The organism is Kitasatospora sp. NBC_00458 (assembly GCF_036013975.1).
Lineage (GTDB): Bacteria > Actinomycetota > Actinomycetes > Streptomycetales > Streptomycetaceae > Kitasatospora.
Genome location: NZ_CP107904.1, coordinates 3,379,139 through 3,396,134, shown reverse-complemented (window position 1 = coordinate 3,396,134; position 16,996 = coordinate 3,379,139). Strand labels below are relative to the sequence as shown.

Below are 16,996 nucleotides of genomic sequence, written 5' to 3'. Positions count from 1 at the left end.
ACCCCTCCCGGGCACCCTGACGGCGGGCACCGCCCGCGGCACCCTGACGGCGGGCACCGACCGGGGGGACGTCACCCGGGAGACCGCCGCCGCCCGGACGGCGTGGGCGCTGCGCTCCTGGTGGCTCACCGCCGCCATGTGGACCAGGGCGATCATGTCCTACCGGGCGTCGTTCGTCCTGATGCTGGGCGCCAACGTCGTGGTCACCTTCCTCGACTTCGCCGTGGTGATCCTGATGTTCCGCCACACCGACACGCTCGGCGGCTGGACCCTGCCCGAACTGGGCTTCCTCTACGGGACCTCCACGCTCGCGCTCGGCATGGCCAACCTGTTCGTCGGCTCCATCGACGCGCTCGGCGAGCGGATCCGCGCCGGCACGCTGGACACCATGCTGGTCCGGCCCGCCCCGGCGCTCGCCCAGCTCTGCGCCGAGCGGTTCTCGCTGCGCAGGCTCGGACGGCCGGTGCAGGCGGTGGCGGTGCTGGCCTGGGCGCTGGCCGCGCTGGACGTCCACTGGACCTGGGACCGGGTCCTGCTGGTGCCCGTCCTGCTGGTCTGCGGCACGCTCATCTTCGCGGCCGTCTTCATCGGCTTCGCCAGCCTCCAGTTCTGGTGGGGCGAGGCCAAGGAGCTGCAGAACTCGTTCACCTACGGCGGCGCCACCCTGCTGCACTACCCGCCGACCGTCTTCGCCAAGGAGCTGGTCGCCGGTGTCGTCTTCGGCGTGCCGCTCGCCTTCGTCAACTGGCTGCCCGCGCTGCGGATCCTCGACAAGCCCGATCCGCTCGGGCTGCCGGCCGCCTTCCAGTTCGCCTCGCCGCTGGCCGCCGCGATCGGCCTGGCCGTCGCCGGGCTCGCCTGGCGCGCGGGCCTGCGCGCGTACCGCGGCGCCGGCAGCTGACCCGCGCGGCGGCCGACTGCGCGGTAGCCGACTGCGCGGCAGTCGACCCGTGCGGCCGCCGGGCCGCCGACCCGCGCGGCGGCCGACCCCCCACCCCCGTTCCGAGGAGCACCCATGGCACTGATCGAACTCGACGACGTCCACCGCACCTTCACCGTCCGCGCCAAGGCCGGCCGGCTCAGGCGGGAGAAGCGCGAGGTCCGCGCGGTCGACGGGCTGAGCTTCACCGTCCGGGCCGGCGAGTGCGTCGGCTACATCGGCCCCAACGGCGCCGGGAAGTCCACCACCATCAAGATGCTCACCGGCATCCTCGTCCCGACCTCCGGACGGCTGAGGGTCGCCGGCGTCGACCCGGCCCGCGAACGGGTCGCCCTGGCCCGCCGGATCGGCGTCGTCTTCGGACAGCGCACCACCCTCTGGTGGGACCTCCCGCTGCGCGACTCCTACGAACTCGCCCGCCGGATCTACCGCATCCCCGAGCACCGATATCGGGCCAACCTGGAACGCTGCGTCGAACTGCTCGACCTCGGGGCGCTGCTCGACACCCCCGTCCGGCAGCTCTCGCTCGGCCAGCGGATGCGCGGAGACCTCGCCGCCGCCCTGCTGCACGACCCGCAGGTGCTCTACCTGGACGAGCCCACCATCGGCCTGGACGTGGTCAGCAAGGGCAAGGTCCGCGAGTTCCTCCGCGAGGTCAACCGCGAGCGGGGCACCACCGTGCTGCTCACCACGCACGACCTCACCGACATCGAGCAGCTCTGCGACCGGGTCATGGTGATCGACCACGGCCGGGTGGTGTACGACGGCGGGCTGGACGGGCTGCACGCGGCCGGGGAGAGCGAGCGGACCCTGGTGGTCGACCTCGCCGAGGCGGGCCCGCCGATCGAGGTGCCGGGTGCCCGGGTGGTCCGGGTCGAGGGCCCGCGCCAGTGGCTGGCCTTCCCGGCGCAGCAGAGCGCGGCCCCGATCGTCGCCGCCGTGGCCGACCGGTACCCGCTGGTCGACCTGTCGGTGCGCGAGCCGGCCATCGAGGACGTGATCGCCCGGATGTACGCGGAGGTCGCGATCGGCTGACGGCCGGTCCGCCCGCCCGCCGCGGGCCCTGCACGGGGCGCGCGGCGTGCGGGCGGTGCACGGGGTCGCGCGCTGCACGGTGCGGCGTCCGTCCGGTCCGGCGGCGGGCCGGGCGGGCGCCCGCCCGTTCGCCGGGCGGCGTCCGGAGGGGCGCCGCCGGTCGGCCGTACGTCCGGCTGCCCGTGCGCGCGTTCCCTTTCCGTCACCTGTCCGGGTGGCGGTCGTGACTCCGTGCCACGAAGCCGAGTTGACCTTGCATCGCCGGGCGGAGCCGCTGTTCCGCCCGGCGCACGCTTGGCGATCCGCGCACCGGAGGGCAGCGCCCGATGACCGTACCCGACGTGACCGTGGTGATCGCGGTCTACAACACCATGCCGTACCTGGTCGCCTGCCTGGACTCGCTGGTCCGGCAGAGCATCGGGCACGCGCGCATGGAGGTGGTCGCGGTCGACGACGGGTCCACGGACGGCGGCGGCGCCCTGCTCGACGACTACGCGGCCCGCCACCCCGGGCTGTTCCAGGTGGTCCACCAGGCCAACTCCGGCGGCCCGGCGGCCCCGACCAACCGGGGGCTGGCGCTGGCCCGCGGCCGGTACGTGCTCTTCCTCGGCGCCGACGACTGGCTCGGCGGCGAGGCCCTGGAGCGGATGGTGGCCGCCGCCGACGAGTGGGGGTCGGACGTGCTGATCCCCAAGCAGATCGGGGTGAACGGGCGGCTGGTCCCGCAGGGCATCTTCGGCGGGACGGCCCCCTCGGTCGGCTTCGAGGACTCCGCGCTGGCCTGGGCGCTCGCCGACACCAAGCTGTTCCGGCTGGACCTCGTCCGGCGCCACAACCTGGCCCGCAAGGAGGAGCTGAAGGTCTACTCCGACCAGCCCTTCACCCTCGCCGCCTGCCTGCGGGCCCGCCGGATCTCCGTCCTCGCCGACTACGACTACTACTTCCTGGTGCTGCGCGAGGACCGGGGCAACGTCACCCAGCGGGCCGGCGCGCTGGACCGGATCCGGGGCGTCGCCGCGGTGCAGTGGGTGGCGGCGGAGCTGGCCGCCCCCGGCGGCCAGCTGGACGCGATCAGGGCCCGGCACTTCGGCTGGGAGGTGCCGCAGCTGCTGCAGGCCGACTTCCTGCGGCTCGACGAGGACCTGCAGGGCGAGATCTGCGGCGGGGTGGGCGACCTGGTGCGGCAGTTCGGCGCCCGCGAGGTGTACCACCGGCTCGCCGTGCCGGACCGGGTGCGGCTCGAACTCGCCGCCGCCGGGAGGCTGGACGCGGTGCGCGAGCTGATCGCGTACGAGGCCGAGCACGGCGAGCCGCCGGTGGTGACGGACGGGCGGCGGCGCTACGCCGGCTACCCGGTCTTCCGGGACGGCGAGGCGGGGCTGGCGGACGAGCTGTTCCTGCTCGGCGAGGATCCCCCGCCCGACGCGGAACCGGAGCTCCGGCTGGTGCAGCAGCTCTGGCGCGGTGCCGTACCCGTGCAGGTGCGCCGCCGGCTGCGCCGCTACCCGGCCTGGCGCCGGTTCGCCGAATCGGTGGCCGCCCCGGCCGTCGACCGACCGGAAGGGGGACGGCGATGAACCCGTCCGGAAGCCGTCCGTCGCAGTCCGACCCGTCTGGCGACGGGCCGCCGACCGGTGGGCTCCCCGTGACGGGTCCGCCGGCCGGCCGGTCGCCCGGCGGCGGCGCCCTGACGATCCGCCCGCCGGCCGGCCCGCCGCTCGACGTCTGCGTGGTCGGTCTCGGCAAGCTCGGGCTGCCGCTCGCGGTGCAGTTCGCCGCGACGGGCCACCGGGTGACCGGCGCCGACGTCGCCCCGCACGTCGTCGAGTCCGTGAACCGGGGCCGCCCGCCGTTCCCCCGGGAGGCCGGGCTGGACGAGGCGCTCAAGCGGGTGGTGGCCGAGGGCCGGCTGCGGGCCACCACCGACACCACGGCGGCGGTCGCCGGGTCGGAGGCCGTCGTCCTGGTCGTCCCCCTGGTCACCACCGCCGACGGCGAGCCCGACTTCACCCTGCTCGACGCCGCCACCGACGCCGTCGCCGCCGGGCTGCGCCGGGGCACGCTGGTGAGCTACGAGACCACCCTGCCGGTGGGCGTCACCCGGGGCCGCTGGGCACCGCGCCTGGCGGCCGGCTCGGGGCTGACCCCCGGCCGGGACTTCGCACTGGTCTTCAGCCCCGAACGGGTCCGCACCGGCCGGGTCTTCGCCGACCTGCGCCGCTACCCCAAGCTGGTCGGCGGGATCGACCCGGCCGCGACCCGGCGCGGCGCGGAGTTCTACCGGGCGGTGCTGGACTTCGACCCGCGGCCCGACCTGGCGCGGCCCAACGGCGTCTGGGAGCTGGAGTCCGCCGAGGCCGCCGAGTTCGCGAAGCTCGCCGAGACCACCTACCGGGACGTCAACATCGCGCTGGCCAACCAGTTCGCCCGGTACGCGGACCGGGTGGGGGTGGACTTCGCGGCGGTCGCGGACGCCTGCAACTCCCAGCCGTTCAGCCACCTGCACCGGCCGGGCGTCGCCGTCGGCGGGCACTGCATCCCGGTGTACCCGAGGCTCTATCTCTGGAACGACCCCTCGGCCACGGTGGTCCGGGCGGCCCGGGCGGCCAACCTGGAGATGCCGGGGTACGCGGTCGGCGTGCTGGACGGCGCGCTGGCCGCCGGGCGCGGGGGCGGGGACGGCGGGGACGGGGACGGCGGCGGTGGCGCGGGCGTTGCGGGTGCGGGTGGTGGCGAGGGCGGCGGCCCGGGCGGCGGCGGGGTGGCGGGGCAGGGCGTGCTGGTGCTCGGTGCCGCGTACCGGGGCGGCGTCAAGGAGACGGCGTACTCGGGGGTGTTCCCGCTGGTCGAGGCGCTGCGCGCGGTCGGCGCCCGGCCGTACGTGGCCGATCCGCTGTACCGGGCCGAGGAACTGGCCGCGCTCGGCCTGCCTCCGCACCGGGGCGAACCGGTGGTGGCGGCGGTGCTCCAGGCCGACCACCCCGAGTACCGCGAGCTGGCGCCCGCCGACCTGCCGGGTGTCCGGGTGCTGCTGGACGGCCGCAGGTGCACCGACCCGGAGCGGTGGGCCGTCGACGGTGTGCGCCGGATCGTGCTCGGGGGCGCGTGACGGATCCCCGCGCAGGGGGTTCACGCCACATACCCGGCGCACGATCGGCGGGCACGCCGTCCGCTCGCGCCGGGCAACGGGCAGACTGGCGGGGTGAGCGACGAAGCCTTCAGCGGGACGGGCCCAGGGGTCCGCTTCACCGCGGCCGACGAAGAGAAGAGACGCGGCGTCCGCCGGATGAAGACCATCGCGACCGGCCTGCTGGCCTTCGCGACACTGGTCTTCGCCCTGACGACCTGGGCGGAGTCGGCCGGTGCCGGCGCCTGGGCGGGTTACGTGGCGGCCGCCGCCGAGGCGGGCATGGTCGGCGCGCTGGCCGACTGGTTCGCGGTGACCGCGCTGTTCCGGCGCCCGTTCGGCCTCCCCATCCCGCACACCGCGATCATCCCGACCAAGAAGGACGCGTTCGGCCGGTCGCTCGGCGACTTCGTCGGCGAGAACTTCCTCTCCGGCCAGGTCGTGCGCGGCCGGCTGGCCGCGCTCGGCATCGCGCGCCGGCTCGGGGAGTGGCTGGCCGCCCCCGGAAGCGCCGAACGGGTCACCAAGGAGGCCTCGGCGGCGCTGCGCGGCGTGCTCGCGGTGCTCCGCGACGACGACGTCCAGGCGGTCGTCGCCGAGGCGGTGACCAGGCGGGCCGCCGCCACCTCGGTCGCCGAACCGGCCGGCCGGATGCTCGGCAAGGTGGTCGCGGACGGCGGCCACCACGGGGTGGTCGACCTGATCGCCGTCCGGGTGCACGACTGGCTGACCGAGAACCACGCCGAGGTGGTCGACCGGGTGACCCAGAAGACCCCCGGCTGGACCCCGAAGTTCCTCGACCACCAGGTCGGCGAGCGGGTCTACAAGGAGCTGATGCGGTTCGTCACCGACATCCGGGACGACCAGGAGCACCCGGCGCGCGGTGCGATCGACAAGTTCCTCGCCGACTTCGCCACCGAACTGCAGACCGACCCGGAGACCATCGCCAGGGTCGAGCGGGCCAAGGCCGAGCTGCTCGCCCGCGCCGAGGTCCAGGACCTGATCGCCTCCACCTGGGCCGCCGTCCGCTCGCTGGTCCTGAACGCCGCCGAGGACGAGGAGAGCGAGCTGCGCCGGCGCATCCGCGAGGGCGTGCGGACCTTCGGCGCGCGCCTGGCGACGGACCAGAAGCTCCAGGCCAAGGTGGACGGCTGGCTGCAGGACGCCGCCCAGTACCTGGTCGACACCTACCGGACCGAGATCACGTCGATCATCTCCGAGACGGTGGCGGGCTGGGACGCCGACGACGCCTCCCGCAAGATCGAGGCCAACGTCGGCCGGGACCTCCAGTTCATCCGGATCAACGGCACGGTGGTCGGCGCCCTGGCGGGCCTGCTCATCCACACCGCGGCGGTCGCCCTGGGCGGGTGACCGGGTGACCGGGTGGCTGGGTGGCTGGGCGGCTGGGCGGGCGGCGGGCGGCGGGCGGGCGGCGGCGGTCGGGCGCAGGACCGCCCGCCGGTGCGGGTCGTACGGGTGGTGCGAACGGGTCCGCAGGAGGGCCGGGTGTCTCCACTTCGAATCGGGGACGCCGCCAAAACCGCAGGCCAGGGCGGTGGGACGGGCCGGGAACCCCCGACGGGGCCCGTGAGACACCCGGAGACGGCCGGGAGGCCCCGCGGCGTGGGCGAGAGTTGCTCCGGCCGGGGAAGCCCGGCACGCCACCCGACCAGGTGCGAACCCGAACGGAGACCCAGGCCGTGACCATCAGGAAGCACGTCCGCACGCCGGCCGCCGCCGCCCTGGCCGCCGCCACCCTCTTCGTCGGTGTCCCGGCCGCCCACGCCGGCGGTCCGGACGGCTGCCGGATGCGCGGGGGTACGGGGGTCCCTCGCGTGTAGAGGTGCGGGGTGGTGTCGCGCGGGGGTACGGGGGTCCCTCGCGTGTAGAGGTCCGGGGTGGTGTCGCGCGGAGGTACGGGGGTCCCTCGCGCGAACAGCTCCGGGGCCGCGGCGCGCGGGGGTACGGGGGTCCCTCGCGCGGCGCGGGGTCCCCGTCCGCGCGGTGGCGGGCGCTCGCCGGGGAGTCCGGCCGGGCGCCCGCCGCCGTGCTCTGCCTATCCTTGCGTGCACCGCTCGATACACGCGTAGAGGAAGAAGGGCACCACCGTGGTCCAGCCGGACGGAAGTCGGATCGGAACCCCCAGCAACACGGGCGGAGGGCGCTCGATCGAGGCGTTCATCGCCGGAATGCCCAAGGCGGAGCTGCACGTCCACCACGTCGGGTCGGCCTCGCCGCGCGTGGTCGCCGAGCTCGCCGCCCGCCACCGCGGCCAGGCGAAGGTGCCCACCGACCCGGAGGCCCTCGCCGAGTACTTCACCTTCACCGACTTCGCGCACTTCATCGAGGTCTACCTGAGCGTCGTCGACCTGATCCGTGACGCCGAGGACGTGCGCGCGCTGACCTACGGCGTGGCCGAGGACATGGCGCGGCAGAACATCCGGTACGCCGAACTGACCGTCACGCCGTACTCCTCGGTCAGCCGGGGCATTCCCGACGTCGCCTTCATGGAGGCGATCGAGGACGCCCGGCTGAGCGCCGAGAAGGAGCTCGGCGTGGTGCTCCGCTGGTGCTTCGACATCCCCGGCGAGGCCGGTCTCGCCGCCGCCGAGGAGACCGCCCGGCTGGCCGTCGACCTGGCGCCGGAGGGCCTGGTCAGCTTCGGCCTCGGCGGGCCGGAGATCGGGGTGCCGCGTCCGCAGTTCAAGCCGTACTTCGACCGGGCGCGGGCGGCCGGCCTGCGCAGCGTCCCGCACGCCGGTGAGACCACCGGTCCGGAGACGGTCTGGGACGCGCTGCGGGTGCTCGGGGCCGAGCGGATCGGCCACGGCACCCAGGCGGTCGCGGACCCGGCGCTGCTCGACCACCTCGGCGAGCACCGGATCCCGCTGGAGGTCTGCCCGACCTCCAACATCGCCACCCGGGCGGTGGAGCGGATCGAGGACCACCCGATCAAGCGGATGGTGGACGCGGGCCTGCTGGTCACCGTCAACAGCGACGACCCGCCGATGTTCGGCACCGACCTGAACACCGAGTACGCGGTGGCGGCCCGGCTGCTCGGCCTGGACGAGGCCGGGGTCGCCGGGCTGGCGCGGAACGCGGTCGAGGCGTCCTTCCTGGATCCGGCCGGCAAGACCGCGCTGGCCGGCGAGATCGACTCCTACCTCGCGCGCTGGCACCAGGGCTGACCTGCGCGTTCCCGTCTTCCACGGGCCCCGTCGGCGATCGCCGGCGGGGCCCTCGCCGTCTGCGGTGCCACCGGTGTGCCGGAGTGGTGCCATGGGATGGCGCCAAAGCGGCTCGACATGGCGCCATGGGTGTGCCACCCTCTTGCCATGGACCTCACGCCGTACGTCGACAACCTCCGGCACGAGCTCGCGGTTGCCGCGGGCGCGGGCGGGGACGAAGCCCGGGCGCTGGCCGAGCGCCTGACCCTGCCCCTGGAGTCGGCCGCCCGGCTCACGCTGCTCAACGCACTGTCCGACGCCATGGGGGAGGTCACGCGGGAGCTGGCGCCGGGTTCGGTGGACGTCCGGCTGCGCGGGCTGGAGCCGGAGTTCGTGGTGACGGCGCCGCCGGCCTCCGAGCCGTTCCACGACGCCGGCCCGCGGGAGTCGGCGGTGCCACCGGTGCCGCCGGTGCCGGTGGGTGCGGTGCCGCCGGAGCCTGCCGACGACGGCAACACCGCCCGGATCAACTTCCGCCTCCCCGCGCACCTCAAGGCCCGGGTCGAGGAGGCCGCCGGGCAGGAGGCCCTCTCGGTCAACGCCTGGCTGGTGCGGGCCGTCGCCGCCGCGCTGGAGCCGGGGCAGCCGCCCCGGCCCGAGGGGAGGAGCCGGCGCGGCACGGGCCAGGGCTACACCGGCTGGGCCCGCTAGCCCCGGGGCACCTGGCCCGCCGGCTCCGCACCACCGGCCTACAAGTCACCCCATTTCACCTGCGGAAACGCAGATCTGAACGATGAGGACGGGACAGCCATGCCTACTTTCGACACCCCCGGCCCGATCAGCGTCACCCTGGAGTTCGACATCGGGTCGGCCCGGATCACGGCGGGCAAGCGCACCGACACCGTGGTGGAGGTGACCCCGGCGGACGCCGCCGACGAGGTGGACGTCCGGGTCGCCGAGCAGACCAAGGTCACCTACGCGGACGGCGCGCTGGTGGTCAAGGGCCCGCGGAAGCGCTCCGTCTTCGGCCGGACGGGTTCCATCGACGTCACCGTCGAGGTGCCCGCCGGGTCCGAGGTCCGCGGTGACGCCCCGATGGGCGACTTCCTCTGCGAAGGGCCGCTGGGCGACTGCCGGCTGAAGACCTCGGTGGGCCGGATCCAGGTCGGCCCGGCCGCGAGCGTCCACCTGAAGACCGACCACGGCGAGATCCGGCTGGAGCGGGCCGACGGGGACGCCGAGGTCTCCGCCTCCGGCCGGATCGAGCTCGGCTCCGTCGGGGGCGCGGTGACGGTCAAGAACCTCAACGGCGAGACGGTCATCGGCGAGGTCGGCGGCGACCTCCGGGCCAACCTGTCCAACGGTGCCGTGACCGTCGGTTCCGCGCTGGCCGACGTCGACGTCAAGTCGGCCCACGGCACCATCCGGATCGAGGAGCTGGTCCGCGGGCGCGCGGTGCTGCAGACCTCCGTGGGCGACATCGAGGTCGGCGTCCGCGAGTCCACCGCCGCCTGGCTCGACGTGCACACCCGGATGGGCAGCGTCCGCAACTCCCTCGACACCGCGGACGGCCCGGGTGGGGCCGGCGAGACGGTCGAGGTCCGGGCCCGCACCCAGCTCGGCGACATCGTGGTCCGGCGGGCCTGACGGCCGGTCATCATCCCTGCTTCGGAGAGAGTGCGACCGCCATGACCCCGATCGGCACGCCCCCGACGTCCACCAGGCCCGCGCCGGCCCAGGCGATCCACGCCGTCGGCCTGACCAAGTCCTACGAGGGGAGGGCCGTCCTCGACGGCATCGACCTGACCGTGCCCGAGGGCACCGTGTTCGCCCTGCTCGGGCCGAACGGCGCGGGCAAGACCACCACCGTGGAGATCCTCTCCACCCTCGTCCCGGCGGACGCCGGGACCGTCCGGGTGGCCGGCCACGACCTGGTCCGGGAGGCCGACGGGGTCCGCTCCGCGATCGGCGTCACCGGCCAGTTCTCTGCCGTGGACAACCTGCTCACGGCCGAGGAGAACCTGCTCCTGATGGCCGACCTGCACCACCTCCCCCGTCGGGAGGGGCGGCGGCGGGCGGCCGAGCTGTTACGGCGCTTCGACCTGGTGGAGGTGTCCGGGAAGCCGGCCGCCACCCTCTCCGGCGGCATGCGGCGCAAGCTCGACCTGGCCATGACCCTGGTCGGCGAACCCCGGATCATCTTCCTCGACGAGCCGACCACCGGCCTCGACCCGCGCAGCCGGCGGACGATGTGGGAACTGATCGAGGGGTTGGTCCAGGAGCAGGGCGTCACGGTCCTCCTGACCACCCAGTACCTGGAGGAGGCCGACCGGCTCGCGGGCCGGATCGCCCTCCTCGACGGCGGCCGGATCGTCGCCGAGGGCACCGCCGAGCAGCTCAAGCGGCGCATCCCCGGCGGCCACCTCCGCCTCCGCTTCGCCGCCCCGTCCGCGCTGGACGCGGCCGCGACCCTGTTCGACTACGCCACTCCCGACGCGGAGGCGCTCACCCTCTCGATCCCCGGCGACAACTCGGTCGTCACGCTGAGGGCCGTCCTCGACATCCTCGACAGTGCGGGCGTCCGCGCCGAGTCGCTCACGGTCCACACCCCCGACCTCGACGACGTCTTCCTCACCCTGACCGCGGAGGGTGGCCGGTGAGCACGATGCCCTACGCCGTGAGCGACTCCCTGACGATGCTCCGGCGCAACCTCAAGCACGCGCGGCGGTACCCGGCGATGACCTTCGCGGTCGTGCTGATGCCGGTGATGATGCTGCTGCTCTTCAACTACGCCTACGGCGGCGCGCTGGGCAGCGGGATCGGCGCCGGCGAGTACATCGACTACGTGACGCCCGGCATCGTCCTGATGGCGGCGACGTCCGGGGCGCTGGTGACGGCGGTCGGCGTCTGCGTCGACATGACCGAGGGCATCGTCAACCGGTTCCGGACGATGGCGGTCTCGCGGTCGGCCTTCCTGACCGGGCACGTGGTCGGCAGCCTGATCCAGACCGTGCTGGGGCTGCTGCTGGTCCTCGCCGCCGCGTTCGCGATGGGTTTCCGGTCCGACGCCACGCCGGTGGAGTGGCTGGCCGCGGGCGGACTGCTGGTCTTCGTGACGCTCGCCCTGACCTGGCTCGCGGCCGGGATCGGCCTGGTCGCCAGGACGCCCGAGAGCGCGAGCAACCTGCCGATGCCGCTCCAGTTCCTGCCCTTCGTCGGCAGCGCCATCGTCCCGCCGGACTCGATGCCGACCGGCCTGCGCCTGTTCGCCGAGTACCAGCCGTTCACCCCGGTCATCGAGACCCTGCGGGGTCTGTTGACGGGCACCGCGATAGGCGGGAGTGCGCCGGCGGCCCTGGCCTGGTGCGTCGCCCTCACCGGGGTCGGCTTCCTCTGGGCCCGCGCCACCTTCCGCCGTCCGGTGCGGCGGTAGCCGGGCGGTCCGGGCGGTCCGGGTGACGGCGACGGCACCGGCGGCGACGTCGCTCCCGGTGCCGCAACCGGTGCCGCTCCCGGTGCCGCTGCCGACCGGGGCAGCGGGCCCGCTCCGGGGCCGTCAGCCGGGTCGTCAGCCGGGCCGTCAGCGGGGGAGGCGGAGGGCGAGCCCGTCGAGGATGACCTCCAGGCCGAAGGCGAACTTGGCGTCGCGCGTGGCGACGGGGTCCGCGATCGAGCCGGTGGCGGCGGCCGCGTAGGAGTCGGCGAGGAGCTCGTGTCCGGCCACGGCCTCCTGGGCGGCGGGGATCAGCCGGGCGATGAACGCGCCCTCGCTCTCGCCGCTCCGGGCGACGGTGGTCAGCCAGGCGGCTTCGGTGGTGCTCATGCCGATGACGTAGGACAGGATCGTGTCCAGGGCCCGCGGGGCGTCGGGGAAGCCGATGGCGGTGAAGAGTTCGGCCAGTCGCTCGGAGACGGCGACCAGGTTGGGGCCGAGGTAGGCGAGTCCGGCCTGGCCCAGGACGGACGCGAGCCAGCGGTGGCGCAGGGTGGTGGCCCGGAAGGACTCGCAGGTCGCGATGACGGCCGCCCGCCAGTCCGAGCTGTCGGCGTCCGGGACGGTGATCTCGCCGAAGACCTCGTCCACGGCGAGCTCCATCAGCTCGTCCTTGGTGGCGACGTGCCGGTAGAGGGACGTCGCGCCCGCGTTGAGGCGCGCGCCGAGCTTGCGCATGGAGAGCGCCTCGACGCCGTCGGCGTCCAGCATGGCGATCGCCTCGTGGACGATCGCGGCGCGGTTGAGCGTCGGCTGTTCGGGTTCGCGCTGCCGGCGGGCCCATACGGACGGGATCGGGTTCGTTGTCGCGGCCATCGGCCGGTCCTCCCTCGGTCGGTCGGCAAGGAGTTCGCTGCGTACACCGTGCGCATTCAGCGTACAGGAACCACTGGTGCGCACACCGTTCGGATATGCGCACGCCATGCAGGGGTTGCGCACACTGTTCCGCTCTGCGTACAGTGTGCGCAACGACGGAACGACGTACGCAAGCCGGAGGGGAAAACCATGGAAGCCCGCAACCCACGTCGCTGGTGGATCCTGATCGTGCTGTGCCTCAGCACGCTGGTCCTGGTGGTCGACAGCATGGCGCTGACGGTGGCGGTGCCGTCCATGACCGAGGACCTGAACGCCACCGCGCAGGACACGCAGTGGATCCTCGACTCCTACATCCTGGTCTTCGCCGGTCTGCTGCTGACCTCCGGAAGCCTGGGGGACCGGTTCGGCCGGCGGAAGGTGATGGTCATCGGGCTGCTGCTCTTCGGAGCGGCGTCGCTGGCGGCGACGGTCTGCAGCAACCCGGGTGAGGTCATCGCGAGCCGGGTGGCCATGGGTGTGGGCGGCGCGCTGATCATGCCGTCGACCCTGTCGATCCTGATCACGGTGTTCGAGGAGGACGAGCGCGGCAAGGCCATGGCGGCCTGGGGCTCGGTCTCGATGCTCGGCCTGGTCGGCAGCCCGGTGCTCGGCGGCGTGCTGATCGACCACTTCTCCTGGCACTCGATCTTCCTCATCAACGTGCCCGTCGTCGTGCTCGCCATCACCGCCGCCCTGGTCCTGATGCCGGAGTCCAAGGGCCCGTGGCAGAAGCCGGACCCGCTGGGCGCGGTGCTGTCGGCGGTCGGCATGACCGCGCTGATCTGGTGGATCATCGAGATCCCGAAGCACGGCGCGTTCGAGGGCAACTCGCTGATCACCCTGGGGATCGCGGTCGTGGCGCTCGGCGGGTTCCTGATCTGGGAGAACGTGGCGGCGGAGCCGATGGTCCCGCTGGCGCTCTTCAAGAAGCGCAACTTCAGCGGTGGTTCGCTCTCGCTGACCCTGGTCCAGATCGGCAACGGCGGCCTGCTGCTGGTCCTCACCCAGTACCTGCAGTTCGTGCTGGACTACTCGCCGGTCAAGGCCGGTCTGGCCTTCGTGCCGATGGCGGTCGCGGCCCTGATCGGCAACGGCGCGGGTGCCGGCCTGGCGGCGAAGATCGGCCACCGGCCGCTGGTGCTGGTCGGCATGCTGATGATGGCCGGGGCGTTCGTCCTCTTCTCCACGGTGGACGCGGAGACCGGGTTCGCCGTCCCGGCGACCGCCCTCGGGATCCTCGGCCTGGGCGCCGGCCTGGCGATGCCCGCCGCGGTCGGTGCGCTGATGGGCGAGATCCCGGCGGAGAAGGCGGGTGTCGGCTCGGCGCTGAACGACACCATCCAGCAGGCGGGCACCGCGCTGGGCATCGCGATCCTCGGCTCGATGCTGGCCGGCGGCTACGCCGACGAGATGCCGGCGGGCTCCTCGGAGCAGGCGAAGCAGTCGATCGTGGGTGCACTGGCCGAGGCCAAGGGGGACGCGGGCCTGGTGCACGCGGCCCGGGAGGCCTTCACCACCTCGATGTCGACCACCTTCACGGTGAGCGCGGCGGGTGTGCTGGCGGCGGCGCTTCTGGCGACGGTCGTGATGCGGAACAGGAAGCCGACCGGGCAGGCCCCGGCGGAGGCTGCCGAGCTGGCGGCCGAGCTGGCGGCCTGAGCCCGCAGCGGCCCGGGGACGGACGGCGGACCGCGACGGCGGGCCACGGGGGCGGACCGCGACGGCGGACGGCGGGGGAGCGCGAAGGACGAAGGCCGAGGGCCGGGACCCGGAAGGAACGGGTGCCGGCCCTCGGCCTTCCGCGCGGTACGGGCGCCGGTCAGTTGACCGTGAGGTAGTCCACCCGGTCGTTCCAGTTGCCGCCGTAGGGGTAGCCCTGGCCCGTGAGGTCGTAGCAGCCCCAGCCGAGGTAGAGCGAGGGGTCCGGCTGCAGGGTGCGGTCGTCGTAGAGGGTCGCGCCGTTCGAGTTGTAGGCGCAGGCCGAGCTGGCCCGGTCCCGGAAACCCCAGTCGGACAGGTACTTGGTGCCGAACTGCGACCAGCGCAGGAGAGGTCCCGTGAAGTTGGAGTGCTCCCAGATGCAGACCCAGCCCGAGGAGCAGTCCGCGTCGGAGACCGCGACGCCGGCGGCGGCGGGCGCCGTCCGCGCGGTCCGGGCGGCGGGGTCGATGGTGGCGAGCGCCTGGTCGGCTTCGGCGATGCTGTCGTGGCAGTAGACGGCTCCACCCGTCACCTCGGTGCAGACGCGGGCGCTCCCCCAGCCCTGCGAGAGGTCGATCTTCTTGCCTCTGTAGGTGGCGATCACCGGCTTGGACGGCTTCGCGTCCGTCGGCCCGGCTGACTCCGGGACGCCGGACGCCGGTGCTGACGGGCCTGCGGGTGCTGCCACGGCCGCCGGGGCCGCCAGCGCGAGTGCGCCGGCGACCGTGGTGACGGCGGCGAGCGTGCGGAATGTACGCACGGTCAACTTCCCCCCTGCTCGGTTGTGTCGGTACGGTGCTGACACGACCCAACGCGGGATTCGCCGATCGCACAATAGCTCCGGCATAGTCCGGTCAATGGCTGACCGAATCGGCTCAGGGGCTTGCTTCCAGGGGTGCGGTTTCACCGGGGGCGTCCACGATGCCCCAGGCGACCACGGCGGCCGACTCCATCTCGTCCCCCGCCTTGCCCCACGGACCGTCCTTCAGAAGGACCGTGCGGGTACCGAGCAGGCGCATGGTCCGGTGGTCGAAGATCCATTCCGAGCGTTCGCCGTCGTGGACGCGGGCCACGGCCACACCGTGGCGCCCGGCGGCGTCGACGGCGTCGTCGACCGTCACCACACCGGGGATGCGGGCCGCCGCACGGTAGAGCGCGGCGCTCAGCCGGGGCGGCACGACGCTGCTGCGCAGCAGGTCCCCGATGGCGACGAAGGTCTGCTGGTCCGGTTCGGTCGTCGAATCGGAGCCCGGACCGCGGTCGTGCGCGGCCTCGGCGCGGATCCTCCCGAGCAGCACGTCGGGTTCGGTGGGCAGGGCGGCGAGCGCCCGGTAGGAGGAGGACGCCCACGCGGAGCCGGCGGTGGAGGAGGGGAGCGGCTGGTCGGCGCCGGTGCGGCGGGTGAGGCCGGGCCGGCTGCCGTCGACGGAGGCCCACTGCTCGGTGTCGGCGGTGGTGGTCGTCGGACGCATCGGGCCGTCGGCGGCCTCGCTGAGGGCGACGGCGTGGGTGACGGTCCTGAGGTAGGTGAACTGGGAGTCCTGGGCCGGCGGCTGGGGGGCGGACCAGGCGACCCGGGCGGCCCGGTCGAGGAGTTCCACGGACGCGGCGGTGGCGGGAGGCGTCCGGTTCGCCGAGGCGCCGGTGCCCTGGGTGAGCGTCACCGCCGTGAGAGTGGCGGCGGTGGCGACCGCGGCCGCCAGGGTGAGGCCCCGCCAGCGGGAGGTCAGGGCGACGAGGGGGCGGGAGCGGTCGAACTCGTTCAGCAGGAACTCGCGGCGGGCGGCGACCTCGTCGAGGGAGGGGACCGGGTGCGGGGGCGGGGGCAGCAGGCGGGCCAGTTCGCGGCGCTCGCAGTGCTCGTCCCACCTGTCCTGGTCTGTGGATGCGGTGTTCATGGCCGGCTCTCCTGGTGGTGCCCCACGGGCTGACGGCTGGCGGCGAGGTGGTCGGCGCGTTCGCGCGGTGGCTCCGGCGGATCCTCGGTGTCGACGATCCGGCGGAGCTTGTCCCGGACGCGGGAGAGCCGCGAACGGACGGTGCCGACGGGTATGCCCAGGACACGGGCGGCCTCCGCGTACCCGAGTCCGGACCACACGACGAGGGTGAACACCTCGCGCTCGGGGGCCCCCAGCTGGTCCAGGGCGCGCACGGCGGCGGCGGCCGTCCCGGCGTCCGCGATCCGGCCGACCACCTCGTCGGCGAAGTCGGGGATCGGGTCGCGCCGGGGGAGGCGGGACATGGCCTCGCGGTGGCGGCGCGCGGTGCGGGCGGTATTGCGCAGGACGTTGGTGGCGATCGCCAGCAGCCAGGCGCGCGGGTGCAGGACCTCGTCGCGGAGCTTCTTGCGGAGCCGCCAGGCTTCGAGGAAGGTCAGGGAGACGATGTCGTCCGCGAGGTCGCGGTCCCCGGTGGATCTGTAGGCGTGCGCGAAGACCGTGCGCGCGTGCTGATCGTAGAGCTCGGCGAAGACCTGGCGGTCGCCGGGCTGCGCCTGCTTACTGGACAAGGAGGACTCCACGCAGATCTGGTGTCCGCAGCGGGGGAGTGGTTCCAGGGAATGTTGGGGAGATGTGGACGGCCGGTGCCTCCGGGAAGGCACCGGCCGGCTGGACGGCATCCAGACGGGGTGGCGGACCGTGTGCGTACATGATGGCCTGGCTCGGCCGCGACCCTTC

General features: G+C 74.0%; 16 protein-coding genes. 12 read left to right on the top strand and 4 right to left on the bottom strand.

The window, feature by feature from the left end; all coding sequences use genetic code 11:
- Positions 1-136 precede the first annotated feature (136 nt).
- The 11 genes from OG550_RS13485 (at position 137) to OG550_RS13435 (ending at position 11,702) form a co-directional block, all read left to right on the top strand.
- A complete protein-coding gene (locus tag OG550_RS13485) occupies positions 137-901 on the top strand; it encodes an ABC transporter permease (RefSeq protein WP_327683862.1) in 765 nt (254 codons plus the stop codon).
- A gap of 114 nt (positions 902-1,015) precedes the next feature.
- Positions 1,016-1,975 (top strand): ABC transporter ATP-binding protein, encoded by a 960-nt coding sequence (locus OG550_RS13480; protein WP_327677260.1) that lies wholly within the window; start codon positions 1,016-1,018, stop codon positions 1,973-1,975.
- Positions 1,976-2,301: 326 nt separating this feature from the next.
- The gene (locus OG550_RS13475) at positions 2,302-3,552 is read left to right on the top strand and encodes a glycosyltransferase family 2 protein (RefSeq protein WP_327677258.1); all 1,251 of its coding nucleotides are present in this window, start codon (positions 2,302-2,304) and stop codon (positions 3,550-3,552) included.
- A 116-nt stretch (positions 3,553-3,668) separates the two neighbouring features.
- On the top strand, positions 3,669-5,084 hold the full coding sequence (locus tag OG550_RS13470) for a nucleotide sugar dehydrogenase (protein ID WP_327683861.1): 1,416 nt from the start codon (positions 3,669-3,671) through the stop codon (positions 5,082-5,084).
- Between the two features lie 93 nt (positions 5,085-5,177).
- Positions 5,178-6,473, top strand: coding sequence for a DUF445 domain-containing protein (locus tag OG550_RS13465; RefSeq protein WP_327677257.1), 1,296 nt, complete (start codon positions 5,178-5,180; stop codon positions 6,471-6,473).
- A gap of 329 nt (positions 6,474-6,802) precedes the next feature.
- A complete protein-coding gene (locus OG550_RS13460) occupies positions 6,803-6,943 on the top strand; it encodes a hypothetical protein (RefSeq protein ID WP_327677255.1) in 141 nt (46 codons plus the stop codon).
- A gap of 327 nt (positions 6,944-7,270) precedes the next feature.
- Positions 7,271-8,290 carry an adenosine deaminase gene (locus tag OG550_RS13455; RefSeq protein WP_327683860.1) on the top strand — a complete coding sequence of 340 codons (1,020 nt, stop codon included), beginning with the start codon at positions 7,271-7,273 and terminating at the stop codon, positions 8,288-8,290.
- A 147-nt stretch (positions 8,291-8,437) separates the two neighbouring features.
- Positions 8,438-8,980, top strand: a complete 543-nt coding sequence (locus OG550_RS13450; protein WP_327677253.1) for a hypothetical protein — start codon at positions 8,438-8,440, stop codon at positions 8,978-8,980.
- Positions 8,981-9,079: 99 nt separating this feature from the next.
- Positions 9,080-9,916 (top strand): DUF4097 family beta strand repeat-containing protein, encoded by an 837-nt coding sequence (locus OG550_RS13445; protein WP_327677251.1) that lies wholly within the window; start codon positions 9,080-9,082, stop codon positions 9,914-9,916.
- A 41-nt stretch (positions 9,917-9,957) separates the two neighbouring features.
- Positions 9,958-10,929: an ATP-binding cassette domain-containing protein gene (locus OG550_RS13440; RefSeq protein WP_327677250.1), complete on the top strand. Its 972-nt coding sequence runs from the start codon at positions 9,958-9,960 to the stop codon at positions 10,927-10,929.
- Positions 10,926-11,702, top strand: coding sequence for an ABC transporter permease (locus OG550_RS13435; RefSeq protein WP_327677248.1), 777 nt, complete (start codon positions 10,926-10,928; stop codon positions 11,700-11,702). The genes OG550_RS13440 and OG550_RS13435 overlap by 4 nt, the downstream gene beginning before the upstream one ends.
- A gap of 147 nt (positions 11,703-11,849) precedes the next feature.
- On the opposite strand, the gene OG550_RS13430 is transcribed toward OG550_RS13435, so the two are convergent.
- Positions 11,850-12,578 (bottom strand): TetR/AcrR family transcriptional regulator C-terminal domain-containing protein, encoded by a 729-nt coding sequence (locus OG550_RS13430; RefSeq protein WP_327677246.1) that lies wholly within the window; start codon positions 12,576-12,578, stop codon positions 11,850-11,852.
- 189 nt (positions 12,579-12,767) lie between these two features.
- On the opposite strand from OG550_RS13430, the gene OG550_RS13425 reads away from it, so the two are divergent.
- Positions 12,768-14,276, top strand: coding sequence for an MFS transporter (locus OG550_RS13425; RefSeq protein ID WP_327677244.1), 1,509 nt, complete (start codon positions 12,768-12,770; stop codon positions 14,274-14,276).
- A 160-nt stretch (positions 14,277-14,436) separates the two neighbouring features.
- On the opposite strand, the gene OG550_RS13420 is transcribed toward OG550_RS13425, so the two are convergent.
- The 3 genes from OG550_RS13420 to OG550_RS13410 form a co-directional block, all read right to left on the bottom strand.
- The gene (locus tag OG550_RS13420; protein ID WP_327677242.1) at positions 14,437-15,078 is read right to left on the bottom strand and encodes a peptidase inhibitor family I36 protein; all 642 of its coding nucleotides are present in this window, start codon (positions 15,076-15,078) and stop codon (positions 14,437-14,439) included.
- Positions 15,079-15,193: 115 nt separating this feature from the next.
- Complete coding sequence (locus tag OG550_RS13415; protein WP_327677241.1) at positions 15,194-16,216, bottom strand: CU044_5270 family protein; 1,023 nt, start codon at positions 16,214-16,216, stop codon at positions 15,194-15,196.
- Entirely contained in the window at positions 16,213-16,827 is a 615-nt protein-coding gene (locus OG550_RS13410) for an RNA polymerase sigma factor (RefSeq protein ID WP_327677239.1), read from the bottom strand. The genes OG550_RS13415 and OG550_RS13410 overlap by 4 nt, the downstream gene beginning before the upstream one ends.
- Positions 16,828-16,996: the final 169 nt, after the last annotated feature.